22 protein-coding genes and 1 pseudogene are annotated in these 23,170 nt (G+C 63.3%); 9 read left to right on the plus strand and 14 right to left on the minus strand.

From position 1 onward, the window contains the following. Entirely contained in the window at window positions 1-2,178 is a 2,178-nt protein-coding gene (locus tag ACQKPS_RS16480; protein WP_313201609.1) for an FUSC family protein, read from the minus strand. Beyond that, a complete protein-coding gene (locus ACQKPS_RS16485; protein ID WP_283724785.1) occupies window positions 2,175-3,704 on the minus strand; it encodes an efflux transporter outer membrane subunit in 1,530 nt (509 codons plus the stop codon). The genes ACQKPS_RS16480 and ACQKPS_RS16485 overlap by 4 nt, the downstream gene beginning before the upstream one ends. 180 nt (window positions 3,705-3,884) lie before the next feature. Here ACQKPS_RS16485 and ACQKPS_RS16490 point away from each other — a divergent pair, with 180 nt between their 5' ends. From ACQKPS_RS16490 to ACQKPS_RS16500, 3 genes and pseudogenes are all read left to right on the plus strand, one after another. Continuing rightward, complete coding sequence (locus ACQKPS_RS16490; RefSeq protein ID WP_254481393.1) at window positions 3,885-4,832, plus strand: LysR family transcriptional regulator; 948 nt, start codon at window positions 3,885-3,887, stop codon at window positions 4,830-4,832. A gap of 79 nt (window positions 4,833-4,911) precedes the next feature. Continuing rightward, a complete protein-coding gene (locus tag ACQKPS_RS16495) occupies window positions 4,912-5,886 on the plus strand; it encodes a 2-hydroxyacid dehydrogenase (protein WP_254481395.1) in 975 nt (324 codons plus the stop codon). Between the two features lie 45 nt (window positions 5,887-5,931). Continuing rightward, window positions 5,932-6,075 (plus strand): annotated as a pseudogene (locus ACQKPS_RS16500) (NAD(P)-dependent oxidoreductase); the annotation flags it as partial. On the opposite strand, the gene ACQKPS_RS16505 reads toward ACQKPS_RS16500, so the two are convergent. Both ACQKPS_RS16505 and ACQKPS_RS16510 read right to left on the minus strand, forming a co-directional pair. After that, window positions 6,032-7,645, minus strand: a complete 1,614-nt coding sequence (locus ACQKPS_RS16505; protein ID WP_427604894.1) for a glucosyltransferase domain-containing protein — start codon at window positions 7,643-7,645, stop codon at window positions 6,032-6,034. The pseudogene ACQKPS_RS16500 and the gene ACQKPS_RS16505 sit on opposite strands and share 44 nt — an antisense overlap. Window positions 7,646-7,669: 24 nt before the next feature. Beyond that, a complete protein-coding gene (locus ACQKPS_RS16510) occupies window positions 7,670-8,572 on the minus strand; it encodes a DMT family transporter (protein WP_254481396.1) in 903 nt (300 codons plus the stop codon). 264 nt (window positions 8,573-8,836) lie between these two features. On the opposite strand from ACQKPS_RS16510, the gene ACQKPS_RS16515 reads away from it, so the two are divergent. Next, a complete protein-coding gene (locus ACQKPS_RS16515) occupies window positions 8,837-9,712 on the plus strand; it encodes a helix-turn-helix transcriptional regulator (RefSeq protein WP_427604896.1) in 876 nt (291 codons plus the stop codon). 46 nt (window positions 9,713-9,758) lie between these two features. Here the strand turns inward: ACQKPS_RS16515 and ACQKPS_RS16520 are convergent, their stop codons facing one another. The 6 genes from ACQKPS_RS16520 to ACQKPS_RS16545 all read right to left on the minus strand — a co-directional run bounded on the left by ACQKPS_RS16520 (window position 9,759) and on the right by ACQKPS_RS16545 (window position 15,985). Continuing rightward, entirely contained in the window at window positions 9,759-12,149 is a 2,391-nt protein-coding gene (locus ACQKPS_RS16520; RefSeq protein WP_427604898.1) for a TonB-dependent siderophore receptor, read from the minus strand. Between the two features lie 103 nt (window positions 12,150-12,252). After that, window positions 12,253-13,233, minus strand: a complete 981-nt coding sequence (locus ACQKPS_RS16525; RefSeq protein ID WP_427604900.1) for a FecR family protein — start codon at window positions 13,231-13,233, stop codon at window positions 12,253-12,255. After that, window positions 13,230-13,781 (minus strand): RNA polymerase sigma factor, encoded by a 552-nt coding sequence (locus ACQKPS_RS16530; RefSeq protein ID WP_254481400.1) that lies wholly within the window; start codon window positions 13,779-13,781, stop codon window positions 13,230-13,232. Before ACQKPS_RS16530 ends, ACQKPS_RS16525 begins: the two co-directional genes overlap by 4 nt. A gap of 4 nt (window positions 13,782-13,785) precedes the next feature. Next, window positions 13,786-14,112 carry a DUF3325 domain-containing protein gene (locus ACQKPS_RS16535; RefSeq protein ID WP_427604902.1) on the minus strand — a complete coding sequence of 109 codons (327 nt, stop codon included), beginning with the start codon at window positions 14,110-14,112 and terminating at the stop codon, window positions 13,786-13,788. Continuing rightward, window positions 14,112-15,683 (minus strand): PepSY-associated TM helix domain-containing protein, encoded by a 1,572-nt coding sequence (locus tag ACQKPS_RS16540; protein ID WP_427604904.1) that lies wholly within the window; start codon window positions 15,681-15,683, stop codon window positions 14,112-14,114. The genes ACQKPS_RS16535 and ACQKPS_RS16540 overlap by 1 nt, the downstream gene beginning before the upstream one ends. Beyond that, complete coding sequence (locus ACQKPS_RS16545) at window positions 15,680-15,985, minus strand: DUF3649 domain-containing protein (protein WP_313201601.1); 306 nt, start codon at window positions 15,983-15,985, stop codon at window positions 15,680-15,682. Before ACQKPS_RS16545 ends, ACQKPS_RS16540 begins: the two co-directional genes overlap by 4 nt. 531 nt (window positions 15,986-16,516) lie before the next feature. Here ACQKPS_RS16545 and ACQKPS_RS16550 point away from each other — a divergent pair. Then, window positions 16,517-16,864 carry an HPF/RaiA family ribosome-associated protein gene (locus tag ACQKPS_RS16550; protein WP_283724793.1) on the plus strand — a complete coding sequence of 116 codons (348 nt, stop codon included), beginning with the start codon at window positions 16,517-16,519 and terminating at the stop codon, window positions 16,862-16,864. A 124-nt stretch (window positions 16,865-16,988) separates the two neighbouring features. Further along, a complete protein-coding gene (locus tag ACQKPS_RS16555; protein WP_254481407.1) occupies window positions 16,989-17,291 on the plus strand; it encodes a DUF3509 domain-containing protein in 303 nt (100 codons plus the stop codon). A gap of 3 nt (window positions 17,292-17,294) precedes the next feature. Here the strand turns inward: ACQKPS_RS16555 and ACQKPS_RS16560 are convergent, their stop codons facing one another. Further along, window positions 17,295-17,765 (minus strand): phosphate-starvation-inducible protein PsiE, encoded by a 471-nt coding sequence (locus ACQKPS_RS16560; RefSeq protein ID WP_054884705.1) that lies wholly within the window; start codon window positions 17,763-17,765, stop codon window positions 17,295-17,297. A 295-nt stretch (window positions 17,766-18,060) separates the two neighbouring features. Between ACQKPS_RS16560 and ACQKPS_RS16565 the strand changes: the two genes are divergently transcribed. Next, complete coding sequence (locus tag ACQKPS_RS16565) at window positions 18,061-18,327, plus strand: YebG family protein (RefSeq protein WP_254481408.1); 267 nt, start codon at window positions 18,061-18,063, stop codon at window positions 18,325-18,327. A gap of 67 nt (window positions 18,328-18,394) precedes the next feature. After that, window positions 18,395-19,270: a helix-turn-helix transcriptional regulator gene (locus ACQKPS_RS16570; protein ID WP_254481409.1), complete on the plus strand. Its 876-nt coding sequence runs from the start codon at window positions 18,395-18,397 to the stop codon at window positions 19,268-19,270. A gap of 18 nt (window positions 19,271-19,288) precedes the next feature. On the opposite strand, the gene ACQKPS_RS16575 is transcribed toward ACQKPS_RS16570, so the two are convergent. Next, complete coding sequence (locus ACQKPS_RS16575; RefSeq protein WP_186601207.1) at window positions 19,289-20,308, minus strand: Leu/Phe/Val dehydrogenase; 1,020 nt, start codon at window positions 20,306-20,308, stop codon at window positions 19,289-19,291. Between the two features lie 124 nt (window positions 20,309-20,432). Here ACQKPS_RS16575 and ACQKPS_RS16580 point away from each other — a divergent pair, with 124 nt between their 5' ends. Then, on the plus strand, window positions 20,433-21,239 hold the full coding sequence (locus ACQKPS_RS16580; RefSeq protein ID WP_427604908.1) for a SirB1 family protein: 807 nt from the start codon (window positions 20,433-20,435) through the stop codon (window positions 21,237-21,239). Here ACQKPS_RS16580 and maiA read toward each other — a convergent pair. Together maiA and fahA are read right to left on the minus strand one after the other, a co-directional pair. Then, entirely contained in the window at window positions 21,233-21,865 is a 633-nt protein-coding gene (gene maiA / locus ACQKPS_RS16585) for a maleylacetoacetate isomerase (protein ID WP_254481412.1), read from the minus strand. The two genes, ACQKPS_RS16580 and maiA, sit on opposite strands and share 7 nt — an antisense overlap. An 11-nt stretch (window positions 21,866-21,876) precedes the next feature. Continuing rightward, the gene (gene fahA / locus ACQKPS_RS16590) at window positions 21,877-23,169 is read right to left on the minus strand and encodes a fumarylacetoacetase (protein ID WP_283724797.1); all 1,293 of its coding nucleotides are present in this window, start codon (window positions 23,167-23,169) and stop codon (window positions 21,877-21,879) included. Between the last annotated feature and the right edge of the window lies 1 nt (window position 23,170).

Consider the following 23,170-nt stretch of genomic DNA (forward strand, 5'->3'; position numbering starts at 1 on the left):
TCACGAAGCATCGTGCAATCCTTTCGCCGGGGTCAGTGGCGACTGTGGGTCCAGCAGGGAAGAACGGATGAAGTGCAGGTAGCTCTGCACCCGGCGCAGCACCGAGGTGTCGAAATGCCGGGCGAAGGGTTCGTCGGTGGCCTGCACGCGCGCAATGGCGTGGTCCACCGCGACCAGCGCACGCTCGTGGTTGCTGGCGCTGGGCTGCAGGAACAGGCGGGCCAGGGCGCGGCCCATGACACGAATGGCCTGGCGCCACGGTTGCGACTCGGCGTAGGCCGGGTGGATCGGCGCGCGAGCCTGCTCCTTGCGCAGTTCGATGATGGCGTGGCCGATCTCCAGCACGGTGAACATCCAGCCCATCAGCTCGCTCTGTACCTGCGGCTTGCCGGCAGCCAGGCCATAGGCCTGATGCAGCAGGTCGCGGGTGCGGCTTTCGAAGGCCGAACCGAGGCCGCGCAGGCGGCCGCTGATGGCGAACAGCACCTGCCCGCGCAGCTCCTGCTCCAGGCGACTCCACAGCCAGCGGCTGTTCGGCGGCAGGATGATCGCGCCCGCTGCGGCGCAGACGAACATGCCGATGACCATGCCGATGTAATCGTTGATGAAGCTGTACGGGTCGTAGACAGTCAGGTTGTTCGGCACCGAGCCGATGGCGAAGAACACCAGCAGGCCGATGCCGTAGCCGGCGTACGCCGGTCGCGACGACAGGAACGCACCGAGTACGAATACCGGCGCCAGGACCATGCACAACAGCGGGAAACCGTCGATCCAGGGGAACACGAAAAAGGTTTCGAAGAAGCCGATGAAGGCCCCGATCGCCGTACCACAGGCCATCTGGAACGACATGCGCTTGGGGTTCGGCGAAGCGGCCGAGAGGCCCACGGTGACGGTGGCGATCAGGGTCATCATGGCGCCGCTGGGCCAGTCGCTCGTCAGCCAGTAACTGCCCAGCAGCAACAGCACCGCGCAAGCGCGCACACCGGCAGCCAAGGACACCAGCCAGCTGGTCTGCGCCACATAGGGTTCGTCCCACTGCTCGCGCTCGTGTTTGTGCGCGGCCAGCGAAGCGTGGGTCTCGGCGTAGCTGTACATCTCGTCGACGAAGCGGTAGAGCAGTTCGAATGCGGTGTGGAAGTCCAGCAGGTCGGATTCGCTGGGCTGGGTGGCCAGATAATCGGCGCGCAAGCCACGCACCTGCGCCTGCAGGCCTTCCTTGTAAGCCGCCAGCTCCAGCGTCAGGCGCAGCGCATCGGCGTCGGTCAGGGCCCGTCCCACATAGGGCTGCAGCAGCTCCACCAAGGTGTCCAGGCCGGGCTCGATGGCGCCGACGATCTGCAGCGGGCCGCGCGCGCGCAGGCGCTCCAGCAGGCGGTGCAAAGCGTTGAAGCGCGTGGTGATGGCCATGAACTCGCTGTTCATGCGCACCAGTCGGCCAGAGCGGCGACGCATGTGCGGGTCCTCGAAGGCGGTAACGTTGCGCAGGCTCTCCAGCCCGACCGCTTCGGCGACGAAGCGCACGTTGCTGGCCTCGAAGCGGTCGCGCTGGCTATCGCCGCGCAAGGCTTCCACGACGACCCCGGCGAACACGCCGAAACGCTGGTACAGGGCGTTGCGCATGGCGGCACTGGCCGACTGCGGCAGGACCGCGGCGCTGACGAAGGTCGATACCAGGATGCCCAGGGCGATCTCCAGCACCCGCCACACCGCCGCCATGAATGCCTGGTCCGGGTGCTGCAGCACGGGCAGGCCGATCATTGCCGCGGTGTAGCCGGCGAGGACGAAACCATAGGCGCGGAAGGTGCGGTAGCGCATGGCGCCGGCCGAACACAGGCCAACCCACACGGCCAGGCTGGGCAGGAACAGTTCGGTGTTCTGCGGGAAGATGGCAATCAGCGCCACCATCATCGCCGAGCCGGCCAGGGTGCCAAGTACCCGGTAAAAGCTTTTGGCGAACACATGGCCGCTCTGCGGCTGCATGACGATGAACACGGTGATCATCGCCGTGCGCGGTTGCGGCAGCTCCAGGCGCATGGCCAGCCACAGGGTGATGAACGCCGCGGCCAGCACCTTGAAGATGTACACCCAGGTCACCCCGTCAGTGCGCGCCCAGGCGAAGAAGCCACGGCGCCATTCCAGGCTCTGCAGCCAGCGCACGGGCAAACTTGAAGTGCTCATTCGGCGTTATCCGGCTGCTTGTCGAAAATGGCCAGGGTGGCCGGGGTTTTCGGCGCTGCCTGGCGCTCTTCGTTCGGTGCATCCTGGCCAGCCTGCAGGCCGCCGCCCAGGGCGGTGACCAGTTCGGCATGGGCGATCAGGCGGGCAGCCTGCACTTGCTGCTGCACCTGCTGTTGGCGGAACAGCAGGGTTTGCGCGTTGAGCACATTCAGGTAGTCGGTCAGCCCGCGCTGGAAGGCCACCGTGGCGATGTCGTAGGTCTTCTGCGCAGCGGCCACCGACTCAGCGGCGAAGTGCGACTGTTCCTTCATCGATTCACGGCGGATCAGTTGATCGGAAATGTTCTTCAGCGCGCCCACCACGGTCTGGTTGTAGCGCGCCACCGCTACGTCATAACTCGCCGAGGCTACGCCCAACTGCGAGCGCAGTCGGCCACCGTCGAAGATCGGCAGGCTGATCGCCGGGCCGACGTTGTAGTTGAACTTGCGCCCGGTGAGGAATTCCAGCGGGCCACCGCCGGTGGCCATGAAGCCAAGGCTGCCGACCAGGTCGACGTTGGGGAAGAAACCGGCGTGAGCGACGTCGATGCCACGGGCCTGGGCCGCCACCTGCCAGCGGCTGGCGACCACATCGGGGCGCTGGCCGACCAGTTCGGCAGGCAGGTTCGAAGGCAGTTTCAGCGGGGCAGCGAGGGCCAGGGTCGGCCGTTGCAACTGCGCGCCCTCCCCTGGCCCCTTGCCGGCCAACGCCGCCAGCTGGTTGCGGGTCAGGGCAATTTCCTCGTCAAGGCTGTCTAGCTGACGATGGGTTTCGGGCAGCGGTGCCTCGGCCTGGCTGACCTCGAAATGGGTGCCGATACCGCCGTCCAGGCGGCGCTTGGCCAGGGCCAGGATCTGCTCCTGCTGGTCCAGCTCGGCCTTGACGATGTCGCGCTGGGCGAAATGCAGGCTCAGCTGAATGTAGGCCCGCACTACATTGTTCTGCAGTTCCAGCTGCGCCTGGCGGGCCTCGGCCACGCTCATGTGCGCCTGGTCCACTGCCTGCTCGCTGGCGTTGCGTTCGCGGCCCCAAAGGTCCAGCGCGTAGCTGAAGCCGATGGCGGCGTTGTTGTCCCAGGTATTTGCGCCCGACAGCGCGCCAGGGCCATAGAACTGATCCTCGGGCCAGTTATGCCGCTTGAGCGTCGCATCACCGTTGACCTGGAGCTTTTCCGCCGACTCGACCACACCGGCCATGGCCTTGGCTTCACGCACCCGCGCAGCGGCCATGGCCAGGCTCGGGCTACCGGCCACGGCCAGCTCGATCCAGCGGTCGAGTTGCGGGTCGCCATAGGCCTGCCACCAGCGCTGCTCAGGCCAGTGCGCGTCGCTGGCCGCTTCGCGGATAGCCGCGTCGGTGGTCAAGGAATTGGCTTGCAGGGTCTTGCTTTGCGGGGCGATACCCCAGGTTCCGATACAGCCGCTCAAGGTGAAACTAAGGGCACAGGCACTGAACACTTGAAGCGTTCTGATGATGCGACGCGGCACAGCTGCGATTTCCCGAGGAAGAGGTGGAGGGGCCGCGCAATTCTAGGGGGCCGCCGCACTGGCGATAAGCGTATATTCTTGCGAATCTTTGTTACCGAAACAGCGATAATCCGGCTTTGGTCGAACGCACTTTCGCGTTACTTCATGACACAATTTTGTCCTCTATCTTGAGAGTGACCCATGGACACCCTGCAAAACATGCGTGCTTTCAGTTGCGTAGCCCAGCTAGGCAGCTTCACCGCTGCTGCGGCGCAACTGGATACGACCACCGCGAACGTGTCGCGGGCGGTCTCCAACCTGGAAGCCCATCTGCAAACCCGGCTGCTCAACCGCACCACCCGGCGCATCGCCCTGACCGAGGCCGGCAAGCGTTACCTGATGCGCTGTGAACAGATCCTTACCTACGTCGAAGAAGCCGAAGCCGAAGCCAGCGATGCTCACGCCCGGCCTGCCGGCCAGTTGAAAGTGCATTCGATGACCGGGGTCGGCCAGCACTTCGTGGTCGATGCCATCACCCGCTATCGCGAATCGCACCCGGACGTGACCTTCGACCTGACCATGGCCAACCGCGTGCCGGACTTGCTCGAAGAAGGCTACGACGTGTCCATCGTGCTTGCCACCGAGCTGCCGGATTCCGGTTTTGTCTCGCAACGCCTGGGCATCACCTACAGCATCGTCTGCGCCTCACCCGACTATGTGGCCAAGCACGGCTTCGCGCACAAGCCAGTGGATCTGCTGCAGCATGCCTGCCTGCGCATGGTCAGCCCGGTGATCCCGCTGGAAAAATGGCTGTTCGACGGCCCGGAAGGGCAAGAGCTGGTCAACATCACCAGCTCGCCGTTCCAGGTCAACTCGGCCGATGCGATGAAAACCGCGATCCGCAGCGGCATGGGCATGGGCGTGCTGCCGATCTACTCGGCCATCGACGGCTTGCGCGACGGCAGCCTGGTGCGGGTAATGCCGGAGTACCGGCTGCAGGAGCTCAACCTGTATGCCATCTACCCTTCGCGCCAATACCTGGATGCCAAGATCAAGACCTGGGTCGAATACCTGCGCAACTCACTGCCGGAAATCCTGGCGGCCCATGAAGCCGACCTGAAAACCCATGAATTGCTGATCGCCAACTGAAAAAGCTGCTGCACGGCGGCGGTGGACAATGGTAGGTTGCTAACCAATCAAACCGACCCACCGCCCCGAGAAGTTGCCGATGAAAAAGACCGTCCTGGCCTTCAGCCGCATCACCCCCGCCATGGCCGAGCGCCTGCAGCAAGACTTCAACGTGATCGTGCCGAACCCCAAGCTCGGCGACATCAGTGCCCAGTTCAACGAAGCCCTGCCCGAGGCCCATGGCCTGATCGGCGCGGGCCGCAAGCTCGGCCGCGCGCAGCTCGAAGGTGCAGGCAAGCTCGAAGTGGTGTCCAGCGTCTCGGTCGGCTATGACAACTATGATGTCGACTACTTCAACGAGCGTGGCATCGCCCTGACCAACACCCCGGACGTGCTCACCGAAAGCACCGCCGACCTGGGTTTCTCGCTGATCATGGGTTGCGCCCGCCGCACCGCCGAACTCGACGCCTGGACCAAGGCCGGCAACTGGCAGGCCACGGTGGCCCCTTCGCACTTCGGTAGCGATGTGCATGGCAAGACGCTGGGCATCGTCGGCCTGGGCAACATCGGCGCCGCCGTCGCCCGCCGTGGCCGCTTCGGCTTCAATATGTCGATCCTGTATGCAGGCAACAGCCGCAAGACTGCCCTGGAGCAGGAGCTGGGCGCCCAGTACCGCAGCCTCGAGCAACTGCTGGCCGAGTCCGACTTCGTCTGCCTGGTGGTGCCGCTGTCCGATGCCACGCGCAAGCTGATCGGCGCCCGTGAACTGAAGCTGATGAAACCGAGCGCGTTCCTGATCAACATCGCCCGGGGCCCGGTGGTCGACGAAGCGGCGCTGATCGAGGCGCTGCAGAACGGCACCATTCGTGGCGCCGGCCTGGATGTGTACGAAAAGGAGCCGTTGAGTGAGTCGCCGCTGTTCCAGCTGCCTAATGCGCTGACCTTGCCGCATATCGGTTCGGCGACTGCCGAAACCCGTGAGGCCATGGCCAACCGGGCGATGGATAACCTGCGTGCGGCGTTGCTCGGTGAGCGGCCGCGGGATCTGGTGAATCCGCAGGTGTGGAAGGGTTGATCGCTCTGTACGGCATGTACTGGGCCCGCGCAAGCTGATCGCGCCCGTGAACTGAAGCTGATGAAACCCAGCGCGTTGCTGATCAAGATCGCCCGTGGCCAGGTGGTCGACGAGGCGGCGCTGATCGAAGCGCGACACAACGGCACTATTCGCGGCGCTGGCCTGGATGTGTATGAGAAGGAGCCGCTGAGTTGGCGGGCGGCGCCTTCATCAGCACATACCCTGTGTTATCCACTCTGTGAATCTCGTAAAGCGCTCGTTCGACCACAGGAGTCGGGCTGAGGTCCAGCACTTGTTGACGGCTCATCGGCGCAGATCCGCCCAGTGCCGGTCCGACATTGGCAACGCCGGCGAAGGTCAACATCTCGGGCAGCAGCATTGCATAACCATTGACTCCCTGCACATGGGTCAACACCGGTAGCGTCCGGAACAGGCCTTGTGCACTTGGCAACCAGCGTTGGCTGATCCAGTGCCCGTCTAGATAATAGTGGTCCAATGAGCCCAGCCCATTCCCTGAAAACAGATCCTGAGCAATCGAATGAGCTAGGGCCTGGTTCAGTTCCTTCTGCATCGACTGCACCCGCCCATACGCGAACGCAATCGACAGCATGAACAAACTGGGGATCAACAAAATAGCTATCTGGATGCGCGGCAAGCGCATCAATGCGCGTTGCACCAGTGACAGCACCAACACGCAAGCGACCCCGAATCCCATCAGCGTCCGGGCAGCGTGATCATAATCGGCAAATAGAAGCATGACGCCTGTGATCGAAACGTATATCACAGGCACCGGCAACAAGAGAGCCACCGTCAACCCCAACTGCTCCCATCGTGAACATGGCCGCTGCCACAGGCATGCCAACTCTGTTACGAGCGCAATGCTTGCCAATACCAGCAATGCGTCCATGAACAAGGTTGTCTGGGGCGTGGCCAGCAGACGTAGGTCAGCGCAAACATCTGACAAGCGTCCTATGATCAGCTCCGGCCAGTGGCCATCGAAAGTAAGCAAGCTACCTCGCGGCACCGTGATCATCCTTGAGCAGGCCGCGTAATAGAGCAAGCAACCCGCTATCAGCTGTGTCAATCGCTGCGTTGCCTGACGCCTGACGCTACTGAACGACGCCCCATCCATTACTTGACGCATGATGTCCAGGCAGCACAAGCCAATGAACACATTGACGGCGACCTGATAGAAAGCCACTGCCGTGGCCACCAGCAGGCATCCCAGAAACCAGTACTTGATAGCCTCGGTAGTTACCGTGATGGCCAGGATACTCGCCACCAGCGCCAACGCCATGCCGGTGCCGTCGAACTGATAGGACAGGTTCTGCAGGAAAAAAGGCTGGTACCACAAGGGCAGTAACACCAGTACGTGGGCAACAGACGGTGTCGAGTACCAATGCCGGCCAAGCCGGGCGAGCGAGTAGCCAACGATAGGCAGTGCGAGTAGCAATGGCAGCGGATAGATATTTGGCGCTCCATTGGCAAACCCCAGAAACGCCAACAGGGCAGCGGTCAACGGTCGTCCTTGGCTGGTCCAGTCATTTTCAGCAAGAACGGTGCGCCAGTAATCGTCCAGATACAACTGATCGGCCATGAGCAGCGGCACTATATGAAACGCCAACGCCAGCGAGATGATCAACCATACCTGATTGAATGTAAGAGATTGACACCCTGCCTGTGTAGATGACATCGGCTGATCCCAAATGAACTGCGCTCGACAATTCTGAATCGAGGTACTCCGACACACACCTGTCATTTCTACCAGTTGTCAAACGTACATTCAGCGTGTTGCCTCAATCACAACCGAAGGTCTGACCCTGAGTTTACGAAAGACCAGCACATTACCCGCCATCACCGCCACCAGCCCCAGCAGCGCCGGTGTCGTCCACTGGTAACCTTCGGCGAATGCCGACACATTCAGCGCCACCAGCGGGAACAGCACGGTGCAGTAGGCCGCCCGCTCCGGCCCCATGCGCCCGACCAGGGTCAGGTAGGCGGTGAAACCGATCACCGAGCCGGGGATGACCAGGTACAGCAGCGAGCCGATGTAGCGGGTGTTCCACTCCATGGCGAAGGGGATGCCGCTGACCAGGCAATACACCGCCAGCATCGCCGCGCCATAGAGCATGCCCCAGGCGTTGGTGGTCATGGGCTTGAGCCCGGCCTTCTGCTGCATGCTTGAGAGCATGTTGCCAGCCGAGAAACACAGCGTGCCAAGCAGTGCCAGGCCAAGGCCGTAGAGGGTTTCGCGGCTGGCCGCGTGGTGCGACAGCTCGGGCCAGAACAGCAGGCCCAGGCCGAGCAAGCCAAGCGCACCGCCCGCGAGGACATTGCTGGCGATCTTCTGGCCAAAGAAGATCCGCGCGTTGAAGGCATTCCACAAAGTGGCAGTGGAGAACACCACCGCGATCAGGCCGCTGGCAACCCATTGGCTGGCGGTGAGGAAGCACATGAAGTTGACGCAGAACAGGCAGAACCCCTGCGCCAGGCAGATCAGGTGCCCTCGCCGGTTCATCGGCTGCAGGCGGCGGGTGACCAGCAGAATGGCGAACAGGATCAGGCCGGCCAGGGCGAAGCGGTAGACGATCGACGCCGGGATGGCGACCACGCCCAGTTGCAGTTTAAGGGCGATCCAGGTGGTGCCCCAGATCAGGACGGTGAGCAGGTACAGGGACAGATTCATGGCGGCGGTTCCTTGGGCCTTTCAAAGTCGGTGCCCGGCGCTTTCGCGGGGCAAGCCCGCTCCCACAGGTACATCACTCGCCTTACCAGCGGCGCGGTCTCTGTAGGAGCGGGCTTGTCCCGCGAATCGAGGGCGCAGCCCTCGCCAGGGCCACCAGTGTTCTGCCTGATCGCTGCTTTGCGCTTGCACAAACTTGCGCTTTTCGCCCCCGGGTGGCTGTCAGCGCAACGCGGGCGCAGTAGGATGAGGCCAGAGGAATTGCCCATGACCCCACTCAACCAGCTGCAAGTGTTCAACGCCATGCACGCCTCGCCCAACGCCCGGCTGGAGCTGAGCGCGCACCTGGGCGACGGGTTGGCGGCGGCGTTGTGGAGCAACCGCGACGATGCGCGCGACTACCAGGCGCCGAGCCATCACACGCTGTCGTGCTATATCGCCGACGGCACCGGCACCTTTCGTCGCCAGCGCCCGGCCGACAAGGGCGCGCCGGACAAACTGTGCATCATGCCGGCAGGGCACGAGTCGAACTGGGTGGTGAACGGTGCAATTCGCCTGGCCCACCTGTACATCAGCGAAGCGCAGTTCGCCTTGGGTTGTGTGCGCCTGCTCGATCGCGAGCCACGCGAACTGCAACTGCAGGAAGCGACCTTCCTCGATGACCCGCAACAATCCTTGCGCTTTCGCCAGTTGATCACGCTGGACTGGGATGAGCCCGCCGAGCGTCTGCTGGCCAGCAGCCTGGCCCATGAGATCGTCGACCATGCCGTGATCAGCCAGGTTGGCCTGCGCCAAGGGTTGCGCCTGAAAGGCGGGTTGGCGCCGAGCCTGCGCCGACAGCTGGTGGAGTACATCGAGGCGCATCTCGACCAGCCGATCACCCTGGGAGAACTGGCACTGCGCTGCAACCTGTCCGAGTACCACTTTGCGCGGATGTTCCGCACCAGCTTTGGCCTGCCACCGCATCAGTACCTGCTGGCGCGCAGGCTGCATCGGGCCAGCCAGCTGTTGCGCCTGGGCGAATTGCCCTTGGGCCAGGTAGCGCTGCTGTGCGGGTTTGCCAGTGCCAGCCATTTCAGCAACCGCTTCCGCCAGGCGTTCGGTGCAACTCCTGGCTATTACCGTATGGCCCTTCGCGGCTAAAGCCGCTCCTACAGCCGCGAAAAGGCCGGCACAGACGGCACAAGCCTCAGAACTCGAAGGTACTCGACAGGCTCACCTGCCGCGCATCGCCAATGGCGACGAAATACTGGTTCACCGCCGAGCTGTAGTAGACCTTGTCGAACAGGTTCTTCACGTTCAGCTGCAAGCGCACATTGTGCTCGTCAAGCTTGGTCTCGTAGGTGGCGAACGCATCGGCCACGGTATAGCTCGGCAGGTCGAAGGTGTTGGTGGAGTTCCCCGGCCGCTCACCCACATAGCGCGCGCCCGCGCCGAAACGCAGGCGATCGCCACCGAGCAAGCTGCCGAAGTCATACACCGCCGACAACGAACCGCTATGCCGGGCCACGTTCTGCAGGCGGTTGCCTTCAAGGTCGGGGTCCTTGGTCACCTTGGCATCGGTATAGGCGTAACTGCCGATCAGGCTCCAACGCTCGCTGAGCTCCCCGGTCAGGTCGAGCTCCACGCCGCGTGAGCTGACTTCCCCGGCGTTGCTGTAGACCGTCTCGCCAGTGCCGCTGTCGAAGTTGGACACCAGCACGTTTTGCTTGGTGATATCGAACAGCGCCAGGGTACCGGTGAGGCTGCCCGGCATGTCGAGCTTGGCGCCCAGCTCCCAGGACTTGCCCTCCTCCGGCGCCACCGAGGAATCCAGCACCACGCCCCCGGTCAGCGGGGCGATGCTGGAGTTCGGCTTGAACGACTCGCTGTAACTGCCATAGAACGACAGTTGGTCATCGACCTTGTAGACGATGCCCGCATGCGGCACCCAGGCCTGGCCGTTGCTGTCGGTATTGGCCTTGAAAGGGCGGCCGCGACCGGCGTACTGGTCATACTGCTGGTAACGCGCACCCGCCACCAGGATCCAGTGCTCGTCCAGGTGCAGCGCGTCCTGCACGAACAAGGCGTCGGTGCGCAGCTTGTCGGTCTGGTCGCTGTCGCTCGCGCGCACCGTGCTGCCCTCCACCTCCTGGCCGTAGACCGGATTCAGGTAGCTGAAGGTCGATCGAGCGGTCTGACGGATCAGGTCGCCTCGAAAGATCTTGCGGTCTTCGTGGTCGACGCCGAACAGAAGGTCGTTCTGCATACCGGCCAGCTCGACATTGCCATTGAGGCTCAAAGTGGCGAACTGGTCGCGGCTCATGGCGTTGTGGGTGCCGTCGATGCTGCGCGTCAGCGTGCCCTTGGCCTCGTTCACGCCGGTAACGCGAACCTGGCTGGCATCGTAGGTCTCGCGGTTGAAGCTGTAGCCGAAGTGCAGCTTCCAGTCGTCGGTCAGTTGGTGATCGACTTCCAGACGGTAAAGGTCAGAGCGCCCTTCCATGTCGTTGAACGGCTCGTCCAGGCGGCGTGTCGCCGGGATGTCCAGCGGGTGGCCGTTGCTGCCGAATGCCGTGCCGCGGTCGAACGGGTAGAGGAACTCGCGGTGCTCGTAGGCCAGCACCATCTGGGTGTCTTCGCCGAGCCAGGCCAACGACGGCGCCAACAGCGACTCGCGGTGCACGCCGAAGTTGCGCCAGTAATCCTCGTCCTCGTGATCGACGATCAGGCGGTAGGCGAAATTGCTGTCGCCCAACGCACCGGTGCTGTCGAAGCCGCCGCCGCTGCCATTCTTGCCGCTGCCGTAGGTGGAACCGCGCACGGTCAGGGCGTTGTATTGCTGCAGTTGCGGGCGCTTGCTGACGACGTTGATCACCCCGCCTGGGTCCTGGATGCCATACAGCAGCGAGGCCGGGCCCTTGAGCACTTCGACTCGCTCAGTGCTGGCATTGAGGCTGCGGCCCTGCACCACCGGCATGCCTTCACGCATGATCGAGCCGTCGCGGTTGTCACCGAAGCCGCGCTTCATCACCGTGTCGGACGTGCCACCGAAGTTGTTGCCCTGGGTGATGCCACTGACATTGGCCAGGGCGTCGTCAAGGTTGCGCGGGGCCTGATCGCGGATGACCTGCGCCGGTACCACGTTGATCGCTTGGGGGATGTCCTGGGAGGGACCCTGGCCGCGCATGATCGAGGCACTGGCGGGCGGCTGATAGCTGTCGCTGTCCATTTGCGAGGTCACCGTGGTGGCCTGCAGGTTGAGGGCACCTGAGGTATCCACAGGTTCCAGCGTCAGGGTGCGTGCATCGAGGCGGCGCCAGGTCAGCCCACTGTTACCCAGCAGCCGTTGCAGGGCCTGCTCGGCGCTGAACGAGCCATTGAGGGCCGGGGCCTGCACGCCGGGCAGTTCGAGGGTGTAGACGACACTCTGGCCAGTGGCACGGCTGAAGGCATTGAGGGCCTGGGCCAGCGGTTGGCCGGGCTGGTCGAAAGCGTGCAGTTGCAGTTGCTCGGCGGCCATGAGGCCGGGGGCAGCGGTGATGACCGGGCACACTGCAAGGCCAAACCAGAGGGGGACGCAACGCGGGGTGAACTTCATGGACGCTGACCTGTGAGAGGGTTATTACTGCGAATGAATCGCACTTCCACTCATTACACGGATGCCGCGCCGGGTTACCTCATCCGCTTTTGCAATTTTTTTGTCAGCGGATCAGGGTCAGCCGCCCCAGCAAGGTCTGCCGCGAGAAACCCAGCACCTTGCCCAGCGAATCCAGTGCAGCCAACGGCTCATCCACCGGGAAACTGCCACTCACCATGCGCTGCCCCAACTCGCCATGCATCAACACGATACGGCCGGGGTAGTAGCGGCCCAGGTCTGCCACTACCTGCGCCAGCGGCGCCTGGTAATAGTTCAGCCAGCCTTGGCGCCAGGCCAGGCGGCTGTCGCTGTCCACGCTCGCCAGCTCGCCTGCATGTCCATCGGCATAGGCCAGTTGCTGGTTGACCGTCAGTATCTGGGCGGCCTGCCCCGCGGCCGGGATGACTGCCACGCGCCCACTGCGAACGATGACCTGTGCACCCTGCCCTTGGTCACGCACTTCGAACTGTGTACCCAGCACCCGAACCTCGCCGCCAGCCGCTTGCACCACGAATGGCTGCCCGGTGTGGGTCACCTGGAAGAAGGCTGCGCCATGCAGCAGGCGTACGCGGCGTTCATCGTGCCGGAAATCGACGGTGATGGCGCTGCCCGCATCCAGGGTCACCAGCGACTGGTCCGCCAGGGTTATCTGGCGAATCGCATCACTGCTGCTGAAATCGGCCTGCAGGTTCAGTAACCAGTCACCCGGCCGCCAGCCACCCGCCACGCTGACCGCCAGCACCAGGCAGGCCGCGGCCAATGCCATGCCAGCGCGTCGCCAGTGGCTCTTGCCGGGTGGCTTGGCCATGGCCAGTAAATAGGGCTGCAGATCTGCATGCTGTTCTTGCGCCAGACGCGCTGCCGGTGTTTCGCTGAGCCGCATCAGCCACTGGGCTTCGGCGTAGGCTTGGCGATGCTTGGGATCGGCCAGCAACCAGCGCTTGAACGGCGCACTGCTGGCCGCTTCCGGCTGCTCGTTGATGCGGATCAGCCATTGCAAGGCAGCCTCGGACTGGGCAGCGGTAACCGGGTCTGGATGGCTCATCGGCGGGCGCTCCCAGGCCTGCGAGTGAAGGTCGCGGGCTCGGCAACACTGGCCTTGCACGCTTCGAGGGCGCGCATCATATGCTTTTCCACACTGCTCTGGGAAAGCTGCATGGCCTTGGCGATCTCGCCGTACTTGCAGCCGTGGACGCGGTTGAGCAGAAAAATCTGCCGGGTACGCTCAGGCAGCGCTCGCAGGGCGGCTTCAATGCGCTGCAGGTCATGATCCACCTCGACGGCCTGCTCTGGCGCCTGGGCCAGAGCCGCGTCATCTTGCTGCAGCGAGGCTTCGGCAAGGCGTTCGCGACTGCCGGCACTGCGCAGATGATCGATGGCAAGGTTACCGGCACAGCGCAGCAGGTAGGTATCGAGCGCTTCGACCTTGACCTCGGGGCGACGCCAGAAGCGCAGGAACAGCTCCTGCACCAGGTCGGACGCAGTAGCGCGGCAGCCTACCCGACGGCTGACCAACGCCTCCATGCGCGCACGCTGGGCGAGGAACACCTCGAGGAAACGCGCGCGGGTGCTGTCGCTCTCGGTTTCGCTCAAGGCATCACCCGGCAACCACGGCCAACAGCGGGCCCAGTATCAGGCTGGCAGCAGCCAGGCCCAGCAACGCACGCGGCATGTAAGGCAAGCCGAACACCCACAGGGTAACGCTGGCCATCAACAGCGCGGCCCACTCCACCAGCCCATGGGCCCAGCCACGCCAGTGAACGGACAGCACCAGGGACAGTATCAGCAGCAGCCAACCGCCAACGCGCAATGCACACAACTGGACGGGCGGCGGCTTGTGCTTGAGCAGCTCGTTGAAGTGCTTTTCCATCGCCAGGCACAGCGCGGCGAAACCGGCGAAACCGATCAGGGCAATGCTCAGCATCACTGCACCTCGACCATTCCGGGCGAGACCTTGGAGGCCTTCGCCGCACGTTTTGCGACGGGCTTCGGTGGGCGCAGCATCTTGCTCGCGGCCCAGGCCAGGAACAGCCCACATGCCAGCGCGGTAAGATCGAAACCAGCCATGGCCCAGTCACCCGCAGGCACAGAGACGTTCAACCCCTGGCCGGTGCTCAAGGCGTTGAGTAACGGCAACAGGGCAAAAGCCAGTGCGCCCATTGCCAGCTGCTCGCCCCAGGCCCTGCGCCCCGGGCGCAGCACGGCATGCAGCAGGCACGCCAGCCAGACCAGGAAGAACGTGTTCACCTCCCAGTCAGCACGCCCGTGCAGTGCCACCGGCAGCAATCGGTTGGCCCAGAAGAAACCGGCCACGGCCAGCACCAGGCCGCTCATGCTGGCGATGTTGAGCACTTCGACCAGGCGCAACTCGCCTGGCAGACGTTCGCTCTTGGCATGCTTGAGCTGGCGTTTGCCCAGCCACATCACCAGGCCGGTGCCGATCACCGCCGTGCCGGCCAGCCCGAAGGCGAAGTACAACCAGCGCAGCCAAGGCCCGGCGTAGTTGCCCATGTGCAGCCCGGCGAAACTGAACGAGGTCATCATCGCCGCGCTTTCCGGCGCGCCCTGTTTCAGCAGTTCACCGGTAGCCCCGTCGAAGGTCCAGTTGGCACTGCGTTTGTAGGGCACGTTGTCCGCCGATGACTGGGTGAAGATGACACGGGCATTGCGATCGCCCGCGTTCTGCACCTGGATAAAGCCGATGCGCGCGCCCGGCACCAGCGCCTGGACCTTGGCGTGGAGGCTCGCCAGCGGCACCAGCGGCGTGGCGACATGGGCTGCCTTGGGTGCCTCGTCGCGGCCGAACAGGTCATTGAAGTACCCATTGGTATTGCCGTAACTGGCGATGATGCTGGCCGGCATGACCATGTACATGAACAGCACCAGGCTGCTGTAGCTGATCATCAGGTGGAACGGCAGCACCAGCACGCCGATGGCGTTGTGGCCATCCAGCCAGGAGCGCTGGCCCTTGCCAGGGCGGAAAGTGAAGAATTCCTTGAAGATCTTCTTGTGAGTGATGATCCCGGTGACCAGCCCCAGCAGCATGATGAAGGCGCACAGCGTCGACAGCCAGCGGCCCCACGGATAGGGCATCTGCAGTTCGAAATGGAAGCGGTAGAAGAACTCGCCGCCACGGCTGTCACGCGCGTCCACCGGCTGCCCGCTTTGCGCGTCCAGATCCTTCCTGACAAAGCCCCGGCGCCCGCCTTCGGGGTCGCGCCAGCCCACGTTCAAGGCGGCGTCGCGCTCGCTCGGCAAGCGGATCATCCAGCTGTCCGAGTGCGCGGCGTTGAGCTCCAGATAGCGCTGGGCCAAGCCCAGGCTGGTCACCGGGTCAAGGGCATGGCGGCGCACTTCCGGCTGCGCCCAGTGGCTGACCTCTTCCTTGAAGTACGACAGGGTGCCGGTCAGGAAGATGGCAAACAGCAGCCAGCCAAATACCAGGCCAGTCCAGGTGTGCAGCCAGGCCATGGCCTGGCGGAAGCCTTCTTTCATGGGGTTTTCATCCAGTAGGCGAACCCGCCGAGCAGCCCCAGCACCAGGCTCGGCAGTAGCACGCCAAGCCAGGCACGCCAGGCGCTGCGGCAGGCGAAGCACCAGATGAAGGCCAACAGGTAGAACACGAACGAGAGCATCAGGCCGGTCAGCGTGGCGTCGACCTGCGGCAACGGCAGCAGCAGGGCCAGGCAGACGCTGAGCAACGACGCCAGCAGATAGCCGCCCAGCAATGCCGCCAGGCTGCGTGACACCACGGCCAGGCGATAGCTGAGAGGGAGGCTGGCGGCGGAGCGCTTCATGGAGTGGGTCCGGGGAATGGAAATGCAATAGTAATGAGTTTAATTCTCATAAGCAAAAATCTCTATGGAGGCTGTCGGGTGTTCGCCGTCACATATTCAGCGCCTGTACGATCGAGCGCCGCCCGCGCGGCGCATCGCGAGCTGCGCTCGCTCCTACGTTTGTTTCGGGCCAATGTTTCCTGTGGGGTTTGCGCGCGGTCGCCTTGGCGCATGGCGCGATATCGCGTCGTACCAACAAGGCGGTCGCGCGCGCCTGTCACAGGCGTTACTGGCCCGAAACAAACGTAGGAGCGAGCGCAGCTCGCGATGCGCCGCGCGGGCGGCGCTCGATCGCACAGGCGCTGCAAGGCTCGCGGCGAACCCATGGTGGCGGCCCCCTCTACTGAATTTGCTACAGAAAATTTATTTTCAAAAAGGGGTTGTATTCGTTTCGCCGTTGCCTGACCTTAGAGTCAAGAGGCGCAGAAATACCAAGGCCCTCAATGGCCTAGGCACGCCTCCATGCGAGCAAGCTGAATAAGGATTGGAATCATGCAAATCCAGGTCAACAGCAGCAACCATATCGAAGGCAACATCCGTCTCAACGAGTGGGTCCGCAGTACGCTGGAAGCCACCCTCGAACGCTATGACGACGACCTCACCCGCATCGAGGTGCATCTGCGTGACGAGAACGGCGCCAAGCCCGGCCCGCATGACAAACGCTGCCAGTTGGAGGCTCGCCCGAAAGGCCATCAGCCGATTTCCGTGACCCACACCGCCGCCTCACTGGACCAGGCGGTCGACGGTGCCGCCAGCAAGCTGAACAATGCGCTGGAACACTTCTACGGAAAACTGCGCAGCAAGCGTGGTGTGCTGGAACTGACTGACCCCGAAGCCTGATCGGCTCCCTGAACCACAACGCCCGGCTTGCGCCGGGCGTTTTCGTTTGCACCGATCAATGGGGCTGAACCATCGTGAGGGTTACCCGGTCAACTTCTGCAGCCATCCATTGCGGACCCAGACCATGAACAATCCATTCGAACAGATCAGCGCCGCCTTCTCCCCCGAGTACCGGGTCAACCTCAGTATCGAACGGCTGGACGGCAGCATCATGCTGACCCTTTCCGACGACGCCGGCGTGGTCGCCAAACGCCTGATCAGCAAGGCCCAGCGCAACGACCCGGTACGCCTGCAGCGGGTGATCGACAGCATCCGCCTGGGCCTGGCCATCGAACTGGGGCAGAACCCATTACAGGTGCTCGCCGCCCTCACCAATGGCAGCCACCACGAGCCCCGTCACCTGGCAAGCGTCGGCCTGGCCAACTGAGGGCTATTTGCCCTCCTCCACTTCCTTGCCGCTGGCGTCCAGCACCTTGGTCGAGGGGTAGCGGTACGAGGCGTAGCGCACCACCAGGATCGAGAACGCCAGCAGCAAGATTCCGCCACACACGTACAACAACCCCTCGTCCGGCGCCTTGTGGTGCGACACGTCGCCAATCAGCAGGCGCGTCAGCGCGGTGATCGCCACATACAGCAGGAAGCGGATCGGCATGTGGTTGGTCTTGAAGTAGATACCGACCATCGCCCCCAGCTCCAGGTAGATGAACAGCAGCAGGATGTCGTCGACGCTGACCCCGCCCTTGCCGAGCATGTCCAGGAAGGTTACCACCGCCGCGTAGGCGGTAATCGCGCCAATGCCGAACAGCGCCAGGTAGTGGAACGCTTCCACACACAGGTTGCCCAGCGCGTCGGCCGAGCCGTGCAGGCCCTTGCGCAGTTTTTCAGCCCATTTGATATCCACGATGTGCGATTCCCCGATACGACATGAAGGATGATGCGTCACGCCTGTGACGCTTGTGCCATGCAGTTAAAGGGCCAGGCCCCTGCCTTGGAAGGCGACCGATTGCCGCAAGGCACGGGAAGCGAGGGAATTCTGCACAGCTACAATTTCCGGTTGCGAAATGACGACCTTGTCATTACTGTATATAGATACAGTATTCGGTGACGGCATTCTGCCCGATTGCCTGGATAGCAACTGAACCGCACAGCAGCAGGCGCACCACAGCGTCCCTGCCCCACTGACCGAGAGGCCTCGTATGGCTGTTGAGATTCTTTACCGCAGCACGCGCGATTTGGAGACCACGTTCTTGGACCGCAAACTCGCAGACGCCCATGACCAGATGCTGGAACTGGCCGAGGTGCTTACTCAGGTTCTGGTGAAACATGTACCGGGACTGGATGAAAACATCGCCGAAGAGGCAAGCATCTTCATGGCCAAGAACAGGGCCGTGTTTGCAGCGGCGTTCAAGAGCAATGCGGCGGCGTTGGCTGATCTGGATGCAGCGGAAAAAGCCGGCGAGTAGGCCGCACCTCTGAGTCGGGGTCACCGCCTGCAAAGCACCTCCCAGGCATGCCTTCTCAGGAGAGATCATGAAACGCAGGCAAACCGTCGGGCAGGTGCGCTGGGACCTGGCCCTGCGCTACAAGCTGATCGAGACCGTCGCCTGGTGGGAAGGCCGCCTGACCACCGGCCACCTGATGCAGAGTTTCGGTATCAGCCGGCAGCAGGCATCCAAGGACATCAATACCTACATCACCGAGCATGCGCCGAAGAACCTGGAGTACGACAAACAGCTCAAGGGTTATGTACCCAGTAATCAGTTCATACCCACCTTCATCGAAGACAGCGCAAGCGCCTACCTGCAACTGCTGTATCAGAACGGTGAACGCGCACCGCACATTGACGGCCTGGCACTGGCCTATGCCCACACCAAGGTGCTCGATGTACCGGACCGGACCATTCGGCCAGAGGTTCTGCGCCCCCTGCTCAAGGCCTGCCGTGAAGGCCTGCGCCTGGAAATCGAATACGTTTCTCTCAACACGCCGAACGTCGAAATACGCCTCATCGCCCCGCACACGCTGGTATACACAGGCATGCGCTGGCATGTGCGGGCGTACTGTGAAAAGAACCGTGAGTACCGAGACTTCGTACTCAGCCGTTTGCGCGGTCAGCCGGGCCTGCTGGATGAGTCGCCCAACCCCCGGGCACAAGACGAAGACTGGAATGCCGAAATTCCGGTGATCTTCAAGCCCGACGAGCGTTTGAACGAGGCACAGAAGGCAATCATCGAAGCCGACTTCGGCATGATTGAAGGGCGCTTGGTCGTGCCGAGCCGCAGGGCTCTGGTGAAGTATGTGCTGCAGCGCCATCAGATCGACCCGCGCAACGTGGCGACCAGCCCTGAAGCGCAACAGGTCGTGGTCGCCAACCTCAAACAACTGAGGCCCTGGCTCATGCATGATTGAGGCAGCTGCGCCAGGCCCTCAACCGTACAACAGGCGCTCGGCCAGCATCTGCGCCACCCTGGCCGGGGAGCGCTTTTCCGCCTGGGCATGACCGAAAACTTCGGTCAACCGCGTCGGTATCCGCGCCAGATGCGCAGTGATGGTGCCCAGGTCGCCTCCGTGATGCTTCAGCGCTACGTAGATCAGGCCACCGGCATTGATCACATAGTCAGGGGCATAAAGAATGCCGCGCGACTCCAGCTGATCCGCCACCTGCAAGGTGGTCAGCTGATTGTTGGCCGCCCCGGCCACCGCTGCGCAACGCAGCTGCATCACCGTCTGGCCATTGAGCACCGGCCCCACGCCACAGGGCGCGAAAATATCGCAAGGGGTGCTGATCAGGGCGTCATTGGTCACCGGGTGAGCATTGAACTGCTCCACCGCCAAGCGTACGCGGCCAGGGTCCAGGTCGCTGACCAGCAACTCCGCCCCCGCCGCGTGCAGCTGCTCGGCCAAGGCATAACCGACATTGCCCAGCCCCTGCACAGCGACGCGCAAGCCTTCGAGGTTGCTGCTACCCAGGCGTGCCTGCGAGGTGGCGCGTATGCCGGCGAACACGCCCATGGCGGCATGCGGTGACGGGTCGCCAGAGGCCGTGGTGCTGGTGACATGCGGTGTGCTCTGGGCAATGCAGTCCATGTCCAGGGTCGAGGTACCGCTGTCCACGGCAATGATGAAACGGCCTTGCAAGGTATCGATGAAGCGGCCAAACGCCTCGAACAGTGCCGCGCGGTTTTCCACATGCGGGTTGCGCATGATCACCGCCTTGCCGCCACCCAACGGCAAGCCCGCCAGTGCGGCCTTGTAACTCATGCCCTGGGCCAGGCGAATGGCATCGGTCATGGCGCTCTCGTCATCGGCATAAGGCAGGTAGCGACACCCTCCCACGGCAGGGCCCAATTTTTCGCTGTGAATCGCCACGACGGCCTTGAGGCCGGTGGGCGGGTCAATGAACAGGTGCAGCGACTGGGTACGCGTGCTTTGCATCAGCGCGAACATCGACGGGCTCCCCAACGAGGTGCTCCTACCAGTATAGGCATGCGCCAAGAGCCGGCGCTGTCGGCGGACCACTGGACGAATCCACGCCCCACAGCTAATACTCAAGCGTGTGTGGAGAGCCCTCATGAAGCCACGTCAAGCCTGCCTGGCCTGCCTGGAGCGCGAGCCGGTCGCCCTGCTGGAAGCTGCGTTGTGGATCGCCGCCGAGCATGATCGAAAGGTCGAGCCTGCGGCCAGCCTTGCTACGTTGCAAAACCTGCAAGGGCAGATCAGTGCCTGCCTGCCCATGCTGCCATTATCCGAACTGGCCCAGCCGCTGCTGCGGCAGCTCAATGCATTGGGTTTCCAACAGGACGAACTCCATCCGTTGCGGCCGCACGCGGCGTTGCTGGACAAGGTACTGCAGCGCCGACGCGGCCAGCCCCTGGCGTTGGCGATCCTTGCACTGGAACTGGCCCGGCGCCTGTCCATCTCCTTGGAAGGCGTGGCATTTCCTGGGCACTTCCTTCTGCGCGTCCCCGGTGCCGACCACCTGCTCGACCCTTGTGGGGGCCGGCGCCTGTACCCCAAGGACTGCCGCGAGCTGCTGGCGCGCCAGTTTGGCCCGCATGTGCCGCTGACGGCCGAACACCTGCGCAGCGCCAGTGCCACGCAGATGCTGCAGCGCCTTTCGCGCAACCTGCGCCAGTTGCATATGAGCAATGACAACCACTTGGCCGCACTGATCGACGCCGAACGGGTCATGCAACTGGGCCCGGCCCAGGTCAGTGACTACATGACCCGGGCAACGCTGTATCAATACCTGGACTGCCCCCAGGCCGAACGTTTCGACCTGGAACATGCGCTGTTGCTGACCGACGACCCGGTTCAGCGCCTTAAGCTGTCCGAGCGTATCGGCAAGCTACCGGCAGCGAACCGCTCGATTCACTGAGCAGGCGTGTCTACCTGACAGGACGGATGCGCCTTGGCGAATGCCGGGTGGCCCTTGGCCAGTGCAGCGACCCGGGCTATACGGGGGTAGCCGCTGAGGTCGATGTTGAAGCGCTCGGCCGCATACAACTGCGGAATCAGGTAGACATCCGCCAACCCCGGCTCGTCGCCGAAGCAATAACCCTGATCGCCAATCAACTGCTCCACGGCTGCCAGCCCCTGAGCGATCCAGTGTGCGATCCACTGATTGACCTGCGCTTCATCATGGCCCAGCTGGCGCAGTTGGTTAAGCACGCTGACATTGTGCAATGGATGCACATCGCAACCGATGATCGCCGCCACACCACGCACCCTGGCACGCATTGCCGCAGCGTCCGGCAACAGTGCCGGCTGTGGATAAACCTCTTCCAGGTATTCGATGATTGCGGGTGACTGCACCAGCAATTCACCCTCATCGGTGCGCAAGGCCGGAACCCGGCCTTGCGGGTTCACCGCGACATAGGCATCAGCGCGCTGGTCCCCCTTGAGCAGGTTGACCGGCAGGGCCTGGTACTCCAGGCCCTTCAGCGCCAAAGCAATGCGCACCCGATAGGAAGAGGTGGAACGGTAATAGGTGTACAGCTCCATGGCCTGCTCCCTCAGTTGGCCGCGATGACCCTGCCGCGGCATTCGCCGAAGCCGATGCTGGCCACGCCATCGCGCTTGCAGCGCGCGCGCAGGATGATCTCGTCACCATCTTCGAGGAACTTGCGGCTTTCGCCACTGGCCAGTTCCACCGGCTGCTTGCCGCCCACCGTAGTCTCCAGCAGGCTGCCGTACGAATCAGCTGAGGCACCGGACAGCGTACCGGAACCGAACAGGTCGCCAGGCTGCAACTGGCAGCCGTTGACGCTGTGGTGGGCGATCAGCTGGGCGACGGTCCAGTACATGTTAAGGGTGTTGCTCAAGGCCAGACGCTGGGCCGGCATACCCTGCTCGCGCATGCGCTCGGTGAGCAGCAGCACTTCCAGTTCGATATCGAAGGCGCCATTGGCTTGGTCACGCTCGTCGAGCAAGTAAGGCAGCGGCTGCGGGTCACCCTGCGGCCGGGCCGGCTGGGCACAGCGGAACGGCTCCAGGGCCTCGGCAGTGACTACCCAAGGCGAAAGCGTAGTGATGAAGCTCTTCGACAGGAACGGGCCCAGTGGCTGGTATTCCCAGGCCTGGATATCCCGCGCCGACCAATCGTTGAGCAAGCACAGGCCGGCCAGGTGCTGGTCAGCTTCGGCAATCGGTATGGCCTGGCCAATGTCGTTGCCTTGGCCGATCCAGATGCCCAGCTCCAGTTCGTAGTCCAGCCGCGCGCAGGGGCCGAAGCTCGGTTCGGTGTGGCCGGGCGGCAGGGTCTGGCCTTTCGGGCGACGGACCTCGGCCCCGGAAGGACGCAAGGTCGAGGCGCGGCCGTGGTAGCCGATCGGTACGTATTTGTAGTTGGGCAGCAGCGGATTGTCGGGGCGGAACAGCTTGCCGACATTGGTCGCGTGCTGGATGCCGACGTAGAAGTCGGTGTAGTCACCGACCTTGGCCGGCAGGTGCAACTGGCACTCACTGGCTGGATACAGCGCAGCCTTGAGCTCGGCCTGGTGTTCGCTGTGTTCGCCCAGCAGCACTAACAGACGCTCACGCAGCGCCACCCGGGCAGCACGCCCCAGGGCGAAGAACGCGTTCAGCGCACCACCGCGGGTGGCTTCCACCGCTGCCTTGGCCTGGCCAGCGAACAGGCCCGCGGCCAACACAGCTTCCAGGTCAAGGATGGCATCGCCGATGGCGACGCCACAGCGCAGCGCTTCACCCGGGCGGCTGAAGATGCCCAGTGGCAGGTTCTGCAAAGGGAAGTCGCTGTGCCCGTTGGCGTGCTCGACCCAGCTACGAGCAATGGCGGTCTGGTTCATG

Source organism: Pseudomonas sp. NPDC086566 (genome assembly GCF_050280885.1).
GTDB lineage: Bacteria > Pseudomonadota > Gammaproteobacteria > Pseudomonadales > Pseudomonadaceae > Aquipseudomonas > Aquipseudomonas vlassakiae.